General features: G+C 61.5%; 15 protein-coding genes and 1 tRNA gene. 8 read left to right on the top strand and 8 right to left on the bottom strand.

The features are described 5' to 3' along the window. Positions 1 to 31 precede the first annotated feature (31 nt). Genes O0J15_RS04330 through O0J15_RS04305 form a run of 6 tightly spaced genes read left to right on the top strand, consistent with a single transcriptional unit; the run spans position 32 to position 6,232 of the window. Positions 32 to 1,417, top strand: coding sequence for a hypothetical protein (locus tag O0J15_RS04330; RefSeq protein WP_195763065.1), 1,386 nt, complete (start codon positions 32 to 34; stop codon positions 1,415 to 1,417). A gap of 26 nt (positions 1,418 to 1,443) precedes the next feature. Continuing rightward, positions 1,444 to 2,646, top strand: a complete 1,203-nt coding sequence (locus O0J15_RS04325; protein ID WP_195763066.1) for a glycosyltransferase — start codon at positions 1,444 to 1,446, stop codon at positions 2,644 to 2,646. Beyond that, complete coding sequence (locus O0J15_RS04320) at positions 2,643 to 3,938, top strand: hypothetical protein (protein ID WP_155029435.1); 1,296 nt, start codon at positions 2,643 to 2,645, stop codon at positions 3,936 to 3,938. Before O0J15_RS04325 ends, O0J15_RS04320 begins: the two co-directional genes overlap by 4 nt. Further along, on the top strand, positions 3,931 to 5,187 hold the full coding sequence (locus O0J15_RS04315; RefSeq protein ID WP_155029436.1) for a glycosyltransferase: 1,257 nt from the start codon (positions 3,931 to 3,933) through the stop codon (positions 5,185 to 5,187). Before O0J15_RS04320 ends, O0J15_RS04315 begins: the two co-directional genes overlap by 8 nt. Continuing rightward, positions 5,184 to 5,696 carry a DapH/DapD/GlmU-related protein gene (locus O0J15_RS04310; RefSeq protein ID WP_155029437.1) on the top strand — a complete coding sequence of 171 codons (513 nt, stop codon included), beginning with the start codon at positions 5,184 to 5,186 and terminating at the stop codon, positions 5,694 to 5,696. Before O0J15_RS04315 ends, O0J15_RS04310 begins: the two co-directional genes overlap by 4 nt. Beyond that, entirely contained in the window at positions 5,693 to 6,232 is a 540-nt protein-coding gene (locus tag O0J15_RS04305) for a serine O-acetyltransferase (protein WP_155029438.1), read from the top strand. The genes O0J15_RS04310 and O0J15_RS04305 overlap by 4 nt, the downstream gene beginning before the upstream one ends. 41 nt (positions 6,233 to 6,273) lie before the next feature. On the opposite strand, the gene O0J15_RS04300 is transcribed toward O0J15_RS04305, so the two are convergent. The 6 genes from O0J15_RS04300 to O0J15_RS04275 form a co-directional block, all read right to left on the bottom strand. After that, on the bottom strand, positions 6,274 to 8,424 hold the full coding sequence (locus O0J15_RS04300; RefSeq protein WP_308305139.1) for a YjbH domain-containing protein: 2,151 nt from the start codon (positions 8,422 to 8,424) through the stop codon (positions 6,274 to 6,276). Then, complete coding sequence (locus tag O0J15_RS04295) at positions 8,421 to 9,197, bottom strand: capsule biosynthesis GfcC family protein (RefSeq protein WP_308305138.1); 777 nt, start codon at positions 9,195 to 9,197, stop codon at positions 8,421 to 8,423. The genes O0J15_RS04300 and O0J15_RS04295 overlap by 4 nt, the downstream gene beginning before the upstream one ends. Further along, positions 9,194 to 9,880: a YjbF family lipoprotein gene (locus tag O0J15_RS04290; RefSeq protein WP_308305137.1), complete on the bottom strand. Its 687-nt coding sequence runs from the start codon at positions 9,878 to 9,880 to the stop codon at positions 9,194 to 9,196. Before O0J15_RS04290 ends, O0J15_RS04295 begins: the two co-directional genes overlap by 4 nt. 13 nt (positions 9,881 to 9,893) lie before the next feature. Next, positions 9,894 to 11,000 carry a polysaccharide biosynthesis/export family protein gene (locus O0J15_RS04285; protein WP_057496637.1) on the bottom strand — a complete coding sequence of 369 codons (1,107 nt, stop codon included), beginning with the start codon at positions 10,998 to 11,000 and terminating at the stop codon, positions 9,894 to 9,896. A gap of 92 nt (positions 11,001 to 11,092) precedes the next feature. After that, a complete protein-coding gene (locus O0J15_RS04280; protein ID WP_057496636.1) occupies positions 11,093 to 11,407 on the bottom strand; it encodes a hypothetical protein in 315 nt (104 codons plus the stop codon). A gap of 109 nt (positions 11,408 to 11,516) precedes the next feature. Next, positions 11,517 to 12,107, bottom strand: coding sequence for a phosphatase PAP2 family protein (locus O0J15_RS04275; RefSeq protein ID WP_308305136.1), 591 nt, complete (start codon positions 12,105 to 12,107; stop codon positions 11,517 to 11,519). Between the two features lie 109 nt (positions 12,108 to 12,216). Here O0J15_RS04275 and O0J15_RS04270 point away from each other — a divergent pair. Beyond that, positions 12,217 to 12,293, top strand: a tRNA-Arg gene (locus O0J15_RS04270). A 332-nt stretch (positions 12,294 to 12,625) separates the two neighbouring features. Further along, entirely contained in the window at positions 12,626 to 13,090 is a 465-nt protein-coding gene (locus O0J15_RS04265; RefSeq protein ID WP_111099126.1) for a GNAT family N-acetyltransferase, read from the top strand. 107 nt (positions 13,091 to 13,197) lie between these two features. Here O0J15_RS04265 and O0J15_RS04260 read toward each other — a convergent pair whose 3' ends face one another. Both O0J15_RS04260 and O0J15_RS04255 read right to left on the bottom strand, forming a co-directional pair. Continuing rightward, positions 13,198 to 13,557 (bottom strand): response regulator, encoded by a 360-nt coding sequence (locus tag O0J15_RS04260; protein ID WP_021202849.1) that lies wholly within the window; start codon positions 13,555 to 13,557, stop codon positions 13,198 to 13,200. Then, the gene (locus tag O0J15_RS04255) at positions 13,547 to 14,683 is read right to left on the bottom strand and encodes a nitrogen regulation protein NR(II) (protein ID WP_227844621.1); all 1,137 of its coding nucleotides are present in this window, start codon (positions 14,681 to 14,683) and stop codon (positions 13,547 to 13,549) included. Before O0J15_RS04255 ends, O0J15_RS04260 begins: the two co-directional genes overlap by 11 nt. Positions 14,684 to 14,805: the final 122 nt, after the last annotated feature.

The raw sequence follows: 14,805 nt of genomic DNA, 5'->3' as shown, positions 1-14,805 counted from the left end.
AGCTGCTGGAAGGGTGCGAGCCGGAACATCGATGTTGATGCTGGTCTCGCTGGTCCTCGCCAACCTGGCGAGTCTTGGTATCCAGTTCGTGATACCGAGGCTGTTGGTCCCGGAGGAGTACACGCGTTTTGCGATGATGTGGGCGTCGGGCCAGCTGGCGGCTGCTGTTCTTTTCGAATGGCTGCGGATTGGCGTGGTCCGTTATTCCACAAGTGACTCTCGTGATCCACGGCAGTTGCCTGAAGCCCTTGGCGCACTTTACCTGGGCGTTCTGGGTGTGGCGGTAGTCCTGGCGGTGCTGCTTCTGGTAACTGGCGATGCTGGGGGGGCAATCTTCACTGCGGGCTTCATCCTCTTCTACGCATGTGCTCAAGGGGCATTCGATGGTCAGCAGGCCAGCTTGAGGGCCAGATTTCGCAATGTTCGCTTCTCCATTACCTGGATGGCGCGAAGCATCCTGTCATTCATCCTTACGCTTGCCGCGGCGTCGACGTTCTCCGATGGCAGGTTCGCACTTGCGGGCCTGATCATTTCCTTCCTGGTTGCCTCGCTGTTCGCCGGATCATGCCCGCGCTCACTTCGGTGGCCCGCGCGATCGAGCGTGATCTTCCTGATGAAGTTTGGATTGTTCGCTGCTGCCGCAGGGATGATCTCGTTTGCGCTGCCACTCGCCGCGAGATACGCGATGGTGCATTACGCAGGTGGAGCTGAGTCGGCAGGCGCCTTGCTGGCAGTGGATATTGCACAGAAGATCCTGATGGCGCTCGGAACGGCGATCAATCTGGTGCTGCTCCAGCCGGTAATTGGTCGCGTCAATCTTGATCCCGTGGAAGGCAGGCGTCACATGGCCGGCCACCTGGTCAACGTGGTGGCGCTCTTTTCTGCCGCCATGGTTATGCTGCTCTATGCGAATCGTGTACTGGTGACGTATTTCGTGCCACCGGCATTCCTTGATTCCTACTCGAAGGTGTCGCTTCTCGCGGTCATTTCAGTCGCGCTTGTTTGCTTGAAGAGCTATGGGCTCGATGCATTGTTCGCCATCGGGGGCAAGACGGTCTACTCGGTAGCCACCAGCGCATTGGCGTTGGTCCTCTTCGTGCTCGGATGTGTTGGTCTGTATGCGACGCAGTCCATCGGCCTGGTCAGCATCCTGATCGCCTTGCTGCTTGCGTTGACCGCGGGTGTCATTCTGGCTGCCTGGCTCGCGGCCTCCAAGCTGTCAATGGAGCTCCCGTGGGCCAAGTTGTCAAGGATCTTCCTGGTCACCTTCGTTGCCTTGGCTGCCTCCTACTGCCTTGCTGCGTATGCAGGCCCTGTTGTCCAGATGTTGGGAATGGTGATGATCGTGCTCGTCATTCTTTGTGGCTATCGCTCGCTTGGTGTAGGCGGGCCCAGGCAATGGTTGGGCCAGTCGTGAGCTCGCAGGAAAGAGGTAGAGATCAGATGCGCAGCGATCCTGATCATGTAGGCGAACAGACGAGTCGCGTGGAGAACCCGGTTTCGTCCCTCAACGTCCTGATATTCACTACGGATGTCCACGCGGGTGGGATCAAGGCATCCACGCTTCGCCTTAGGGAGATGCTGGCTGACGGGGTCTCCAATGTGAGCATCCTGTCCTATGAGCCTGCGGAAGAGGGTGGAGAGGCGGACTATTCCCTCGGCCTTCCGCTGGTGCGGGAGTTCCAGCCCAATGCGCGATGGGATTATGACCTTCGCCGCGCCATGGGTATCCTGGTGGCTGTGCTTCGATTCCGCAGGCTGATGCGGAATGAACGCTTCGATGCAGTTATTTCGATGTCGTATGGTCCGAGTATTGTCGCGTTGATGGCGAAGAAGCTCGGGCTTGACTTTAAGCTCGTCGTTTCCGAGCGACAGGATCCTTCGCGGGATCTCGCTGCCGGCTGGCGAAAGCGCCTGGTGCGGAGTTTGTGTGGTTGGATGTACCGCGGGAGTGATCTCTATCACTGCAATTCCCCAGTTGCTGCCGAACGCGCTCCGATTCTCTTCAAAGTGTCGCCGAAGAAGACCCTTTACATCCCCAATGGATATGATTTTTCGCAGCTGGATGAGCAGTCCCTTGCTCCGCCAGTTTCGGCGATATTCGGGCCGTACGTTGTGTCGTGCGGTCGATTGAATGAACAGAAGGGGCAACACATCGCCATTGCTGTTTTCGCCGGAATGGCGAAGCTGGGTTACAAGGGCGCACTGGTGTTCATTGGTGACGGCAGCTTGAGAGAGTCTCTGGAGGCGTGTGCTGAAATGAGTGGGGTATCGGATCGAGTGGTGTTCCTCGGAGCGGTGGACAACCCCCTTCCGTACTTCCGCCAGGCCGATCTCGTGCTTGTCACTTCCTTGTGGGAGGGATTCGCCAATGTGCCCGTTGAGGCGATGGCTGTCGGCGGGAGGGTGATCAGCACGCGGTGGAGTGGGGCCAAGGAAGTGCTTCAGGACGCAGCCGACTTCTTCTCGTCCGATCTTGACGCACTTGATCGATGCGATAAGGCCGCAGTGGCAATAGCGTCAACCGAGGCCATGGCAGCGATCACCGAATTGCCCCGACTCGCTGCCGTAAGGTCTTTGCGCGAGCAGTACGGATACGCGGGGACATCGCGCAGGTTCGTCGCGGCCATCGAGGGCCTTCGATGATCAGGATCAGGTTTGTCAGCTGGCTTGGTCTTCTGGCGATAGTTCTGTTGCCCGTTTTCAAGATGTCGTTCGTCCCTGTCAGTTACAGCCCGCCGTCGCTCATCCCGGCAGCACTGCTTGGTATCGTCTTCTTCTTCGGTTCACGTGGAAGGATTGAGCGCGCCGACGTGGCGACAATCTGTTTTGTGCTCTACGTGGTCCTGGTCAGTTTCATCTTCCTGGGCGTGAAGGACATTGGCGTGGATCGCGTCCTGAGAGGACTTCTGCCTGTTCTAGCGGGGCTGGCCGCCTTTCTTGGTTTCCGCTACTACTTCAGGTTCGTCTCTATCGATCAGTACCTGAACATTCTTCGTTCCGTGCTGAAAATCGTGCTGTGCTATGGAATCTTCGAGATCGTCGCCCTCTACCTGGGTATTGGTGGCGTGTTTCGCGACGCACTGGCACTTGCACTGAGCGGAAATGCAGGGTCGCGGGTGCAGCTGTTTACCTCCGAGGCATCCTGGGCCAGCCTCTATCTTGTGTTCGCATTCCCGCTGCTTGGCCGCTTGTCCTGGATCTATCGCGGGATGTGGTTGATGCTTTTTGCCGCCACTTTCTCGCTCTATGGCTTTGCGACGCTGGTCATCGGATTGATCGGATACCGCCTTCTGATGGGTCGCAGCTTCACCAGGACCCTGTTTCAGGTGCTCCTCATCGGCGCAGGTACCTTGTTGGTGGCATATGCGGTGAAGCTGATCGTGTCCAATCTCGCATCTTCAGGTGACCTTCCTTACTACTTGACACGCATCATCAAGCTCGACGAGGCGTCGACCGTTGAGGCATCGCTGCTGGAGTCTCTCGACGGATCCGTCTTTGTGCGCATCATGTATCCCGTGTACGCGTTCCTCGTCTCGCTTTCATATCCGTTCGGAATGGGCGCAGCGATGTATCCGTACAGTTTCAATGACGCAATGTCATGGTTGCCGCTGAATCATGTTGCGTATCGAAATTTCGAGATTATGGGCGACATCTCGTCGGTCTCGGCTGATCCGCGTAATCTGTATGTGGGCATCTACGTGATGGGCGGGTTGCTGGGGCTGGCGTATCTCATCTTCATGCTCAACCGCGTTCGTCGAGATTTCGGCCTCATCAAGCGCTTCGGTTCTCCGGCCGAGAAGCTGGTGGTTCTCCAGCTGGTGCTCATGGGCGCCGCCTGCCTTCAGTTTGGCTCATTTGCCTTCGTGCTCCTGTGGATCCCGCTTGCCGCAGTACTGGCCATTTCACGTGGTATAAGGATGGTGCGTCATGGCTAAGGCCGTCTTTCTCATGACCAGGCCGTTCCTTCCTGTGGTCGGTGGCCGTGAGCGCATGCTGCGCCAGCACCTCGAGTACCTGGTTGATCGGTTCGATGAAGTGATGGTCATCTGTTTTAAGGGGCGGGGCGAGGCTGTTGATGTTGAGCGGTACCGGCGGGAGTTCCCCTCGGTGGCGTTCCATTTCACCAGTTACCCGGGGCTGGCGGATGTGTTGCGTGGCGCCCTTCACCTGGGGCTGTCAGCGCCGCTTCAATGCTTGGCCTTCTTCGGCGAGGGCAAGTCGCGTTGGATCACTTCGCGAATCGCCGAGTTCGGTCCCGATGTTGTTGTTGTGGACATGCTCAGGTTGTGGGGCTACGTCCGGCATTGGCGCTCGACGCCGCTCGTCCTTGATATCGATGATCTGCTTTCCGTCCGCTATCAGAGGCAACTGTCCTCAGGCGCAACAGACGTGCTTGGAACCTTCAGGGAGCGATTGCCGGCTGCAGCCGGATGGCTGGCCAACGTGTTTGCAGCCCGCCTTCTAGCCGTCGAGTCCAAACGATTGGCAAAGATGGAACTGGATGTGACCGCGTCCGCCGCGAGCGTCATCTTTGTATCGGGGCTGGAGGCTGAGCGGCACAGGCTGAGGACGGGCGCGGCTAACCTGTACTCTGTGCCGCCGATGTCTGCGGACGTCAGTGGCGTCCGGCCGCCACGGTTACGTCAAGGCGGCATGCTGCTTCGCTTCGCGTTCCTGGGCAATCTAAAGGCACCGCAGAACTTGCAGGCCCTGCGATACGTGGTTGGCACGCTTCTTCCTGTGCTGGTTGAGGCCGGGTTTGAGTACTCGCTGGATGTGATTGGAAGCATCGATGCGAGGGTGGCCCATGAACTTTCGCGTCCGGAGATTACCTTCCATGGTTTCGTTGACGATTTGAATGAGGCGCTCCGTGAAACGGATCTACACTTGGCGCCCATTCTTTCCGGATCCGGAGTCAAGACAAAGATCGTTGATGCCTTTGCGATCGGGGTTCCAACCGTGACAACTTCTTTGGGCTTGGAAGGGTTGGATGTCGAGGGTCGTCACGTTGCACTCGTCTTCGACACGCCCATGCAGTTCCTGGAAATCGTAAGGACAGTCATTGCGGATCCGACAATGCTTGACAGTATCGCCTTCAACGCATCGGCCTACGTCTCTGAGCAGCACGCGCGCGACGTGGTCTTCTCGAGGTACTCCAACGCCTACGAGAGGATGGGATCATGATCTGGCGCACCCTCCATAAGTGCGTGGTGCATGTGGTAAACATGGCCTGCGCGGTGCTTCCCGACGATCCGATCTCCTGTCGCCTTCGTCCGCGTCTGCTGGGCATTCTCGGGATATCGACTGCCGGTGGTGTTCGAATCCGGGGGGGCGGGCGCTTTGAGGGAGGGCGCATCGTCATTGGCCAGGGCTGCTTCATCAACCGTGGCTGTTACTTCGATGCAACGGGGATGATCCGCCTTGGCCGTCGTGTAACCGTGGGCCACGGCGTCGCATTGATCACGGCGTCTCACGTTGTCGGTAGCGCCGACGCGCGCGCGGGCAAGGTTACCGCCAGTGACGTGGATGTTGGTGACGGGGTCTGGATTGGGGCGAACGCGGTTATTCTTTCCGGCGTTTCGATCGGTGCCGGCGCGATCATTGGTGCGGGAGCGGTGGTTACACGCGACGTGCCAGCGAACGTGCTTGTTGCGGGCAACCCGGCCGTCTTCAAGAAGGAGTTGGATGCATGACCGAGGTTCCTGTTACGGAAACACTACTGAGCCTGTTGAATGCGGATCTCCGCGTTGCCAGGGCAGGGGCGGAGCCATCACTGATGAGAGGCCTGGTTCGCTATTTTGTGGATCCTGGGTTCGCAACAGTGGTGCGCTACCGGTTGTCGGTCTTCGCGAGGCGATTCGGCAAGGTGGGCCGCGTGCTGTCGAAGTTGATGTGGCTGTACAACGTGCGCGTTTCCGCTTGCTATCTTTCCCCCAGCTCCAGGATCGGGCCCGGATTGTCTCTTCCCCATGCTGCAGCCGTGGTCGTGGGAGATGGCGTTGTGGCTGGACGCGATCTTCAGCTGTACCAATCCGTCACGCTCGGCCAACGCGGCACGCAGTATCCATGCATTGGAGATGGAGTAACCATTTTTGCCGGCGCCTGCGTGCTGGGCCCGTTGCAAGTGGGAGATCACGCGGTTGTGGGCGCCAATGCAGTTGTGCTGCGGAGCGTATCGCCCCGCAGTACGGTGGCGGGTGTGCCTGCTCAGGAGCTGGCCCGAAAGTAGCGCCAAGGCAGCCCGATGCGATCGAGCAGGCAGCTGTTCCCTTAATCGCCAATTCTATTGATGTTGTCGAAGAAGAACCCAGGGTCTCGTTCAGACGTCATCTGATAAAGGCCGTAGCTGTGGCCAACTCTTGCGCCTCCATCTCGGTAGAGGGGATTCCACAGGAAGTTGGCACGTGCGCGCGTCGATCGTGGGAGCAGGAAATCGAACGGGATCGAGACGTAGATTCCCTTGTCAAAGCTTCCTTCGCCGTAGTCGGCAGAGGATACATCGGTCTTCGTCGCGTAGGCGCCCATCGTTACGCCGTTGTCAAAGGCGCGCGAGACGGCGAGCGTTGCGCCCCAGTCTTTGGCGAGGTATCGGCCGGCGCTCAGCGCGCTGACCACGCGCCGCTGGTCACCCCACAGGTAGTAGAAGGTTGCATGGCCGGTAGCGACGCTGTAGTCGCGGAAACTGAATCGCTGGTCGAAATCGCGCTGCTTCACCCAGTTTGCTTCGACTCCCACTGCCCAGCGCTCGTCCAGCGGGCGATAGAGAACCTCGCCGCCGGCGCCTGCATACATTGACTCCAGCATGCCGGCGTAAGCCATGCCGTAAAGGTCTCGACCGAGATGATGGGTGCTGGTCAGCTGCAAGCTGGGCAACGTCAGGTCTTCAGTCGTCATGTAACGACGAATGTTCGTTCGAACCCGCGGCAGGCGGCTTGGGGCGTCGTAGCGGAACTTGTCGTAGTTGTTGTAAGCGTTATAGCTGATGTTGCCACTGAGCCACAGATTGCGCGTGAAGTAGAAGCTCGCGCCGTAAGTGCCGGCGACCTGGAACAGCACGAACCCGTCGGGACCGCCCAGTGATTGCTGATAGCCAATGTTGAATGCACCGTCGAAGCGGTGACGAGGCGCCTCGTAGAGGGTCTGCCTGCGTTGGCTTGCCGGGGGGGTCATCTCCACATGCCCGGCCAACGTACCGAGGTCGCTCTTGTTGTTCACATAGTCCACGAACGCTTTGCGCTCCATGCTGGTCTCGACGACCGGCACGCCGAGGCGGGTGTTCTGCACTGTGAACCAGTCGACGCTGGCTGGCGCGATGCCGTCGAGAACGCGAGCAGTCCGTCCCAGGCCCTGTGCCGGGTAATAGAAGCGTCGTTGCTCGCCGGTAACGATGATTTCTGAGCCTCGTTGGCTGATGCGGTTTACGCGCAGTCCGGCGTTCTGATCAAGCTGGCTGGCCACGGCGCTCCAATCCGGGGATTGATAATCCGTGTTGCTGCTCTCATCGGTGCGTGCCTCACCATTCCATCCATGACGCTTGAGTGGGACAGGCGCTGGATCCAGAACCTTGGGCATTGACCTGGCTTGCGCGAGGTTGGTTCGCAGCGTGATGCCAAAAGTGGCCACGTCACCTCGCTCCCAGCCTGCATGCAGATGCACATTCTGATTGACGGCGTAGGATGCCCCGAAATTGAACGGGCTGCGTTGAACCTGCCGGTTGTTCTGCGGCTCGCGCTTGTAATCGTTGCCGTCGTACTCGAGCTTCAGCTGAAGGGGTTCCCACGGCGTCTGATAGGCGACACCGCCGAATACGCCAACCGGACCACGGAGCATGCCATTGCTGTTGAACTTTCCTGCGCCCGTGGAGCGTGGTCGGGTCTCAAACCGATCATTCAACGCAGCAAGGGGATTGCGGAAGTCACCCCGATTGCCGATGTAGCCCGTCGCCACGCCCAGGCTCGCGTCAAAGGCGCCGATCCGCTTGCTTGCCACCAGGTATTCGCTGGAGAAAAGGCCGGTGCCGCCCAGGTCGCGGAAGCCTGCGGAGACTTCCGGGACCCAGCGGCTTTCCTGCAGCAAGCGGATCTTCACGTCGATCGACTTGTCCTTGTAGTTCTGGCTGCCGCTGAGCCATTCCGGGCCATAGCGCCGATTTGCCACCGATACATAGCGGAACGCGCCCTCCATCCATGGGAGCGGCTGCAGCACGAGGTTGTAACGACTGTAAGGCGACGTGTGGCTGGCGGTGAACGCCAGTTCGCCTTCTTCTGCCATGCGTGCGGTTGGCGTCTGCAGCAAGCCGATACCGCCCCAGTCACTTGCGGTGGGTGCAGGCGCGGTCTGTGCCTGCAGGACAGTGCTGATGCTCAGGCTGAGCAGGGCCACGCCGGCGCGCGCCAGCGGCCTATAGTTGGAGGTGATCAAGGCGAAACTCCCGGTAATTCCATTACCTGGGTTGCGAGGAAGCTTGCAATTTCTTCATTGAGGCCAGGATTCACCTTGGCCAGGGCGCTCGGTCGCAAAGGTACGTACAGCACTGCTCCAGGGGCCAGCGTGGAAAGGGCTGAGCGATTCCAGAGCGCAATGCCGATCTTCTCGACTCTGCCGTCCGGCTCGATCACGTACAGGTAGTCCTTGCTCGCGGCGCGCAGGGCAGGACAGTGGCGCAGGTAGTTTAGCGGCGCTTGCTGAGCAACATGGCGCAGCGTGCAGGGCTCGGCAACGACTCCCACGACGGTCACCGTGGTGGGACGTCCGGGATAGACCAGGCGATCTCCGTCGCCGAGGGGGCGGTTGCTTGCGTCTGCCACTTCGATCGCGCGAGCGGTCAACAGTGCGGGGACACGACCGGTGACCGGCATGCGCTCGATGTCGTCCGCAAGGGTGCGGGCGACACCTGCATCATCCGCGTCGGCGGATGTGTCTTCCATCAGTTGAGCTAGATCGAACAGGACACCGGTCTTCAGGCGAGTCTGCGCGATCCGCTCGGAGGCACGCAGCCAGGCGGCCGCCAATGGGTAGGCGGAGGGCTGTGGGCTTGCGGCCAGAATGGCATCACTGAGGCGTGCGCCGGCCGGCATGATCTGCACGCCGGGATGGCTGACATGACCCATCACCTCCACCGATACCTGTGGAGCGGCCGTGGCGGTGGCTGCAGTTATCGTGCCCAGCAGCAGGGCAAGCAGACGCGGGCTCATCGGTGTGGCAGATCCGGGCTATAGGGCTTGAGCTGGGTGATTTCCAAGCTGGTGCCTGGCGCGATTGCCTGGCGGCTCTTCCAGATGAAGCCGGTATCCGGGTCTACCCAGAAATGATTCTCGGCCTTCCAGTGCCTGCCGCGCTGTGTTTCGCGCACGTGCAGCACACTGCGGCGCTTGCCGAGAATCTCGATGGCTTCACTGCCCATCGGCTGCAGCGTGCCTTGCACCTCCACGCCATAGCGGTAGCCCGGCATCAGGTCGTAGCGGCGATGCACAATTACTGTACGATCAAGCTTGTGCAGTGCCCTGAATGGGTTATCGCCCTCGATCCACATGTTCTGCAGCTCGGGGCTGCCACCAAAGGTGCCGACGAGCAGGCCGTCGTGCAGGAAGATGATGCTGCGCTCACTGCTGTACCAGGCTTGGCGGCCGGCATCGATATTGCCCAGCACCAGCACGGCACCGCCATCAGGACCGAGCACCTTGATCTGCGGATAGCGCTTCTTGGCGACCTCTTCGGCGCTGGGTGTAATGTCGGGGCGGCCTTGCAGGGCCAGTTGTGCCGTCTTGACGCTGGTACGGCCCACCACGCCGCAGCCCGATAGACCGAATGCAATCACCAGCAATGCGGCAACGCCGCGTTGCGCCGACGATAGCGCGGCGAGAGCGCTCCTGCTCATCTTGTGCCTGCCATCAATTGTCGAGATCGTTACGCGCGCTTGCCGCGTTACTGATGATCGACGTGAAGGGAAGCAGCTGGTTCACAAAGCGGCTCCAGCGAGTGACCCCGGCCGCACCGACGAATACAACGTCACCGGGAAGCAGTTCAAACTGGCTGGCAACGGCAAACGCGGCCGGCGATCTGGCTTCCAGGTGGTACACGGTGGAAGGCGTGCTCTGCAGATCCTGCGAGCCGCGGATCACGTAGACGGCATTTCCGTTTGAGGTGCTTTGCTGCAGTCCGCGTGCCCGGCCGAGTGCCTGGCTGAGCGAAATGTCGCTGGTTTTGAAGCTCATCGCGCCGGGCTGGTTGACTTCGCCCACCACGAAAATTTCCTTGCGATCCAGGTAAGGCACGTACAAGTGGTCGCTGGACTTCAGGAAAATATTCGTGGCACCGCCGCCCTGGCGACCAAGGCGATCCAGGTCGATGGTGTAGGTGACGCCGTCGCGGGTCAGCCGGACGCCGGACAGGTCGGCCTGGGTGGCGTCCAGTCCGGACTGGCTGATTGCGTCGCCCAGCGTCAGCGGCGTGACGGTCAGCGGCACAGTGGCGGCCTGGCGCGACGCGCCAGTGACCCAGACGCGTTGGCTGGCATAGGTCAGGATGGAGACATCGACTTGGGGTGCTTCAATGTAGCGCGCAAGCTTGCTTGTAAGTTCCTCGCGCAGCTGGCTCGGTGTCCTGCCTGCGGCAGAGATCTTGCCGACATAGGGATAGAACAGCGATCCATCGGACTGGACGGGACGGCCCGCCGCATTGAGCTGTTGCTGGGGGCCTGCCGGAACGGTCAGCTCCGGGTGATCCCAAACCGTGATGTACAGGACGTCGCCGGCGCCGATCTCGTAAGGGCCAGGCTGGTAGCTGGTCAGCGCTGTCGGTAGGCCGGGCACATCGCGTGCAGCCCGATCCATGGCGATGAGCTTCGGCGTGATCGGAATCAGCTCGATCTGGTCATTGCCAACCGGCTGGTCGTCGCGTGCGAACGCGCTCGAACGCATGTGCTGGCCGGGTGCAAACATGCATCCGGAGAGGGAAAGGGCCAGCGCCAAAGCGGCGCAAAGACGCTTGCAGTCCATCGATGATTCTTCCTTGCCCTGCTGGGCAAAACAAAAGCCCCCGCCAGATCTGCGCCCGGCGGGGGCGTGATGACCCTGATCTGCTCAGCGGATCAGTTGGTGCCGGTGGTGCCGGTAGTGCCGGTAGTGCCGGTAGTGCCGCCGGGACCCGGAGGCGTGGTGCCGCCACCATTGTTGTTGCCTGCATCGTCCTTGCTGCTGTCAGCGGCAACGCTGTACAGCACGCCAGCGGCAGCAATGCCCAGGCCAACAGTAGCGACGGTGGTCAGGGTGCCAGTGGCGGCGGCGCCAGCCGCTTCTGCGCCAGCGACTTCAGCGCTGGTTTCCGCAGTGGCAACCGGAGCTTCCTGGGCAAACACCGGCGAGGACAGGCCCAGCAGGGCGAGGGCGGCAATCATCTTCTTCATCTACGGGGTCTCCTACTCCGTGAGGGAAATTTTTCCACCGCTATGTTGACGACTGTTCATCTGCTGTGTCAAGGAAAGTGAAGAAAATGATGGAGCGAATAGGCGGATTTCAGAAATGCTGCAAGATTTCTGCCCTGCCGGAGATCGATTTCGCCAGTGCAATCACGAGCTGATGGGTATGCAGATCGGGCAGGGTAAGGGGCAAAATCATTCCAGCAAACGCCGCGCCAACAGTTACGATGGGTGGAGGTCGATCAATGAACGATGTGGTACGCACTGCCCACGTGCTGCACCCCAGTCCAATCATCAGCCCGGCAATGACCTCCGAAAGGCTATGCGCATGCAACGGGATTCGTGACCAGGCAATGGCGGTGGCCAGCAGCACGCCGATGACCAGGCCGATTCTCCGGGGGAGCTTGCCGGGCCCCGCCAGCAGCGCGCCAACGACCGGATAGATGACGCTGGACATCGCGGCATGCCCGGAGACGCCGGTGAAGTGCATGCTCTTGATGCCAATCCCCCAGCCCATGAAGGCGAGCTTCGAAGCAAGCGTGATGCCGGCGGTGACGGCGATGGCCAGCAGCCATCGCCATTTCAGGCGTGCGTCTGCGCGGGGGAGGGTGAACAGCAGCACCAGGGCCATCGGCAGCAGCCAGCGGCTGTCGCCAAGGGCGGAGAGGGTTCGCCAGACGTCGGACATCCAGTTCACAACGGGTCGCGGCGGGCCAGCATATCGAGTCCGGGCGCTGTGCAGAACGCCCGGCGCTTGGTCCATTCAGCCAGACGAGGTATCCTTCTCCGCTGCCAATGGCCCCGTAGCTCAGCTGGATAGAGCGTCCCCCTCCTAAGGGGAAGGTCGCCCGTTCGAATCGGGCCGGGGTCACCATCTGCTACAGCCGCATGGCAACCGCTCGCCGGACGGCAGCGGCAGGCAGTCCTCCCCAGACAGCCCAGCGCCGCCGCCGCGCAGGCCATGACGCGAATCCACGTGGGCGTGGCTGCCGGTCACGCGCCCGATCAGTCGCGAAAACACCCGCTTCAGAGGGCGGGGCAACGGGAAACGCGCCGAGGCCTTTGAACACGCGAAACCGGGCTGGGCTGGGTGCGGCGGCACACGGGGCGTGATGGCGGCGCGTCTGGAATCTATTGCCCTATGGCAGATCCCAAATGCGGCCGCGCAGCGTGTAGGCCTGGCGCAGATGACGCGCCATGAACGCCATGAGCCCCCAGCTTCGCCCCGTCCAGCCGTCGCACTACGCCATCGTGGCCAACTGGCCTGAATCAGCCGAGGCGACCCGGCGCTGGGCAGGCCCCGGTGTGCCGTTTCCCCTGCTGCCGGAACGGTTCGCGCAGGTGCTCGAACTCGGGTCGCGCCCAGGCTGGGCGCTGCTGGACGAGCAGGGTACCTGCGTTGGATTCGGCCAATACTGGATGACTGACGCCCGCACCGCACATCTGGGCCGCATCATCGTTTCCCCGCTGGCACGCGGGCGCGGCCTTGGCCGGCTGCTCATGCAGGCATTGAGTGCACAGGCCCTGGGCCAAGCGGATGTGCAGCAGCTCACCCTGCGCGTCTATCGTGACAACACGGCTGCCGTGGCGCTGTACCGGGACCTCGGTTTCCAGCAGGTTGAAGCGTTCTCGACCCCCGACCTTCTGTTCATGCAGCGCACCTCGGGCTGAACGCTGCTCCGGCGTGGCGGCCTTCAGGGCACAGCATTGCCCGCAGGATAATTGCAAGCCGTTGGGGCGTCAGGGATGAGGGCCGTCGAGCGCTTGACCGGCCTTCCTCAATCCTGCTTCAGCAGCTCCACCAGCTGGCGCAAACGATACGGCTTGGGCAGGAATTCCACCTGATCGGGCAGTGGCGGCAGCTGCGAGCGCGCGTATCCGGATGAGAGGATCATCCGCGCCTGCGGCTGTTCGCGCGCCACATGCTCGCTCAGCTCGATACCGGACATGCCGTTGGGCATGCTGACATCGCTGAACACCACGTCGAAGCGTGCGTCGCCTTTCAGCAACGCGGCAGCTTCATGGCCGTCGGCGGTGGTGGATACCTCGATGCCGAAATCGCGCAGCGCCATGCCGATCATCTCGCGCAGATCGTTCTGGTCCTCCACCATCAGTACGCGGATCGGTTCATCGGTCATCGGTTGCATCCTCTGTTGCGGGGAGTAGCAGGCTGACCGTGGTGCCGACACCGGGGGTGGTGGACACATCGACGAAGCCGCCGCTCTGGGTAGTGAATCCGAACACCTGGCTCAGGCCCAGGCCGCTGCCCTTGCCGATGTCCTTGGTGGTGAAGAAGGGCTCGCTGGCCCGCTCGGCGATGTCGGCGGCCATGCCGTGGCCTTCGTCGCAGACGCTGAGGGTGACATAGCCGCGTTGCAGCGTGGTGTCCGCATCCGGGTCGAGGCGATGTTCCAGTGCGGTGCCGATCAGGATGCGGCCGCCATCGGCGGTGGCCTCCACGGCATTGGCCACCAGGTTTGCCAGGGCGGTCTGCAATTGCATCGCATCGGTGCTCACCTGCGGCAGGCCGGGGGTGAGATGGGCATCCAGCGTCACCGTGGGCGGGCAGGCGCGTTGCAGGTCCGGCAGCCACTGCCGCACCAGCGTATTGATGTCCACCGGTTCGCGGATCAGGGTCTGGCCGGTGCTGAAGGCCAGCAGCTGGCGGGTCAGCAGCGCGCCACGGTCAGTGGCCGCCTGCGCGGCATCCAGCAGCTCGGCCGCGCGTGCATCGTCACCGCTGACGCGCAGCGACAGCAGGTCCAGCGCGTTGCCGATGGTGGTCAGCAGGTTGTTGAACTCGTGCGACAGGCCGCGGCTGAGCCGGCCGACCGTTTCGAACTGCTGGGTATTGCGCAGCGCACGCTGGGCATCACGCAGCAGCCGTTGCGCCTGCCACTGCTCGGTGATGTCACGGGTGATCTTGACGAAGCCGAGCAGTTCGCCCGCTTCGACGACCGGCTCGATGACCACGCTGGCGCGGAACGACGAGCCGTCACGGCGTACCCGCCAGCCCTCGCTGGCGACATGCCCTTGTTGCGCTGCGACGCGGAGCAGGCGCTGTGGTTCGCCAGCCTCGCGGTCGCTGGCCAGGTAGAAGCGGCTGAAGTGGGTTCCCACCACTTCGTCGGCTGAATAGCCTTTGATGCGTTCGGCGCCGGGGTTCCAGCTGCAGACGATGCCTTCAGGATCAAGCAGGTACAGCGCATGATCGCGCACGCTGTCGATCAGCAGTCGCAGTTGTCGGGAAGGGTCCGTCAGCACGGACGTCGTAGAGGCAGCTGCGTCCACGTGTAAATAAGTGTTACCCCTGTGAGGGACGTGAAGCTAGGCATTCAAGTGTGAAGGATGCGTGCACACCTGACACGTGCCATTTGTCCTGTGCG

Origin of the sequence: Stenotrophomonas sp. Sm10, from assembly GCF_030985515.1 — a bacterium.
Lineage (GTDB): Bacteria > Pseudomonadota > Gammaproteobacteria > Xanthomonadales > Xanthomonadaceae > Stenotrophomonas > Stenotrophomonas hibiscicola.
The sequence above is the reverse complement of the archived record's forward strand: the minus strand, read 5'-3'. Positions and strand labels throughout refer to the sequence as shown.

Excerpts from the sequence above, each read along its gene's own strand:
- O0J15_RS04265 (WP_111099126.1), top strand. The coding sequence starts at position 12,626 with ATGAGCCCCCAGCTTCGCCCCGTCCAGCCGTCGCACTACGCCATCGTG.
- O0J15_RS04330 (WP_195763065.1), top strand. The coding sequence starts at position 32 with ATGTTGATGCTGGTCTCGCTGGTCCTCGCCAACCTGGCGAGTCTTGGT.
- O0J15_RS04275 (WP_308305136.1), bottom strand. The coding sequence starts at position 12,107 with ATGTCCGACGTCTGGCGAACCCTCTCCGCCCTTGGCGACAGCCGCTGG.
- O0J15_RS04310 (WP_155029437.1), top strand. The coding sequence starts at position 5,184 with ATGATCTGGCGCACCCTCCATAAGTGCGTGGTGCATGTGGTAAACATG.
- O0J15_RS04260 (WP_021202849.1), bottom strand. The coding sequence starts at position 13,557 with ATGACCGATGAACCGATCCGCGTACTGATGGTGGAGGACCAGAACGAT.
- O0J15_RS04290 (WP_308305137.1), bottom strand. The coding sequence starts at position 9,880 with ATGAGCAGGAGCGCTCTCGCCGCGCTATCGTCGGCGCAACGCGGCGTT.
- O0J15_RS04315 (WP_155029436.1), top strand. The coding sequence starts at position 3,931 with ATGGCTAAGGCCGTCTTTCTCATGACCAGGCCGTTCCTTCCTGTGGTC.
- O0J15_RS04320 (WP_155029435.1), top strand. The coding sequence starts at position 2,643 with ATGATCAGGATCAGGTTTGTCAGCTGGCTTGGTCTTCTGGCGATAGTT.
- O0J15_RS04295 (WP_308305138.1), bottom strand. The coding sequence starts at position 9,197 with ATGAGCCCGCGTCTGCTTGCCCTGCTGCTGGGCACGATAACTGCAGCC.
- O0J15_RS04305 (WP_155029438.1), top strand. The coding sequence starts at position 5,693 with ATGACCGAGGTTCCTGTTACGGAAACACTACTGAGCCTGTTGAATGCG.
- O0J15_RS04285 (WP_057496637.1), bottom strand. The coding sequence starts at position 11,000 with ATGGACTGCAAGCGTCTTTGCGCCGCTTTGGCGCTGGCCCTTTCCCTC.
- O0J15_RS04325 (WP_195763066.1), top strand. The coding sequence starts at position 1,444 with ATGCGCAGCGATCCTGATCATGTAGGCGAACAGACGAGTCGCGTGGAG.
- O0J15_RS04280 (WP_057496636.1), bottom strand. The coding sequence starts at position 11,407 with ATGAAGAAGATGATTGCCGCCCTCGCCCTGCTGGGCCTGTCCTCGCCG.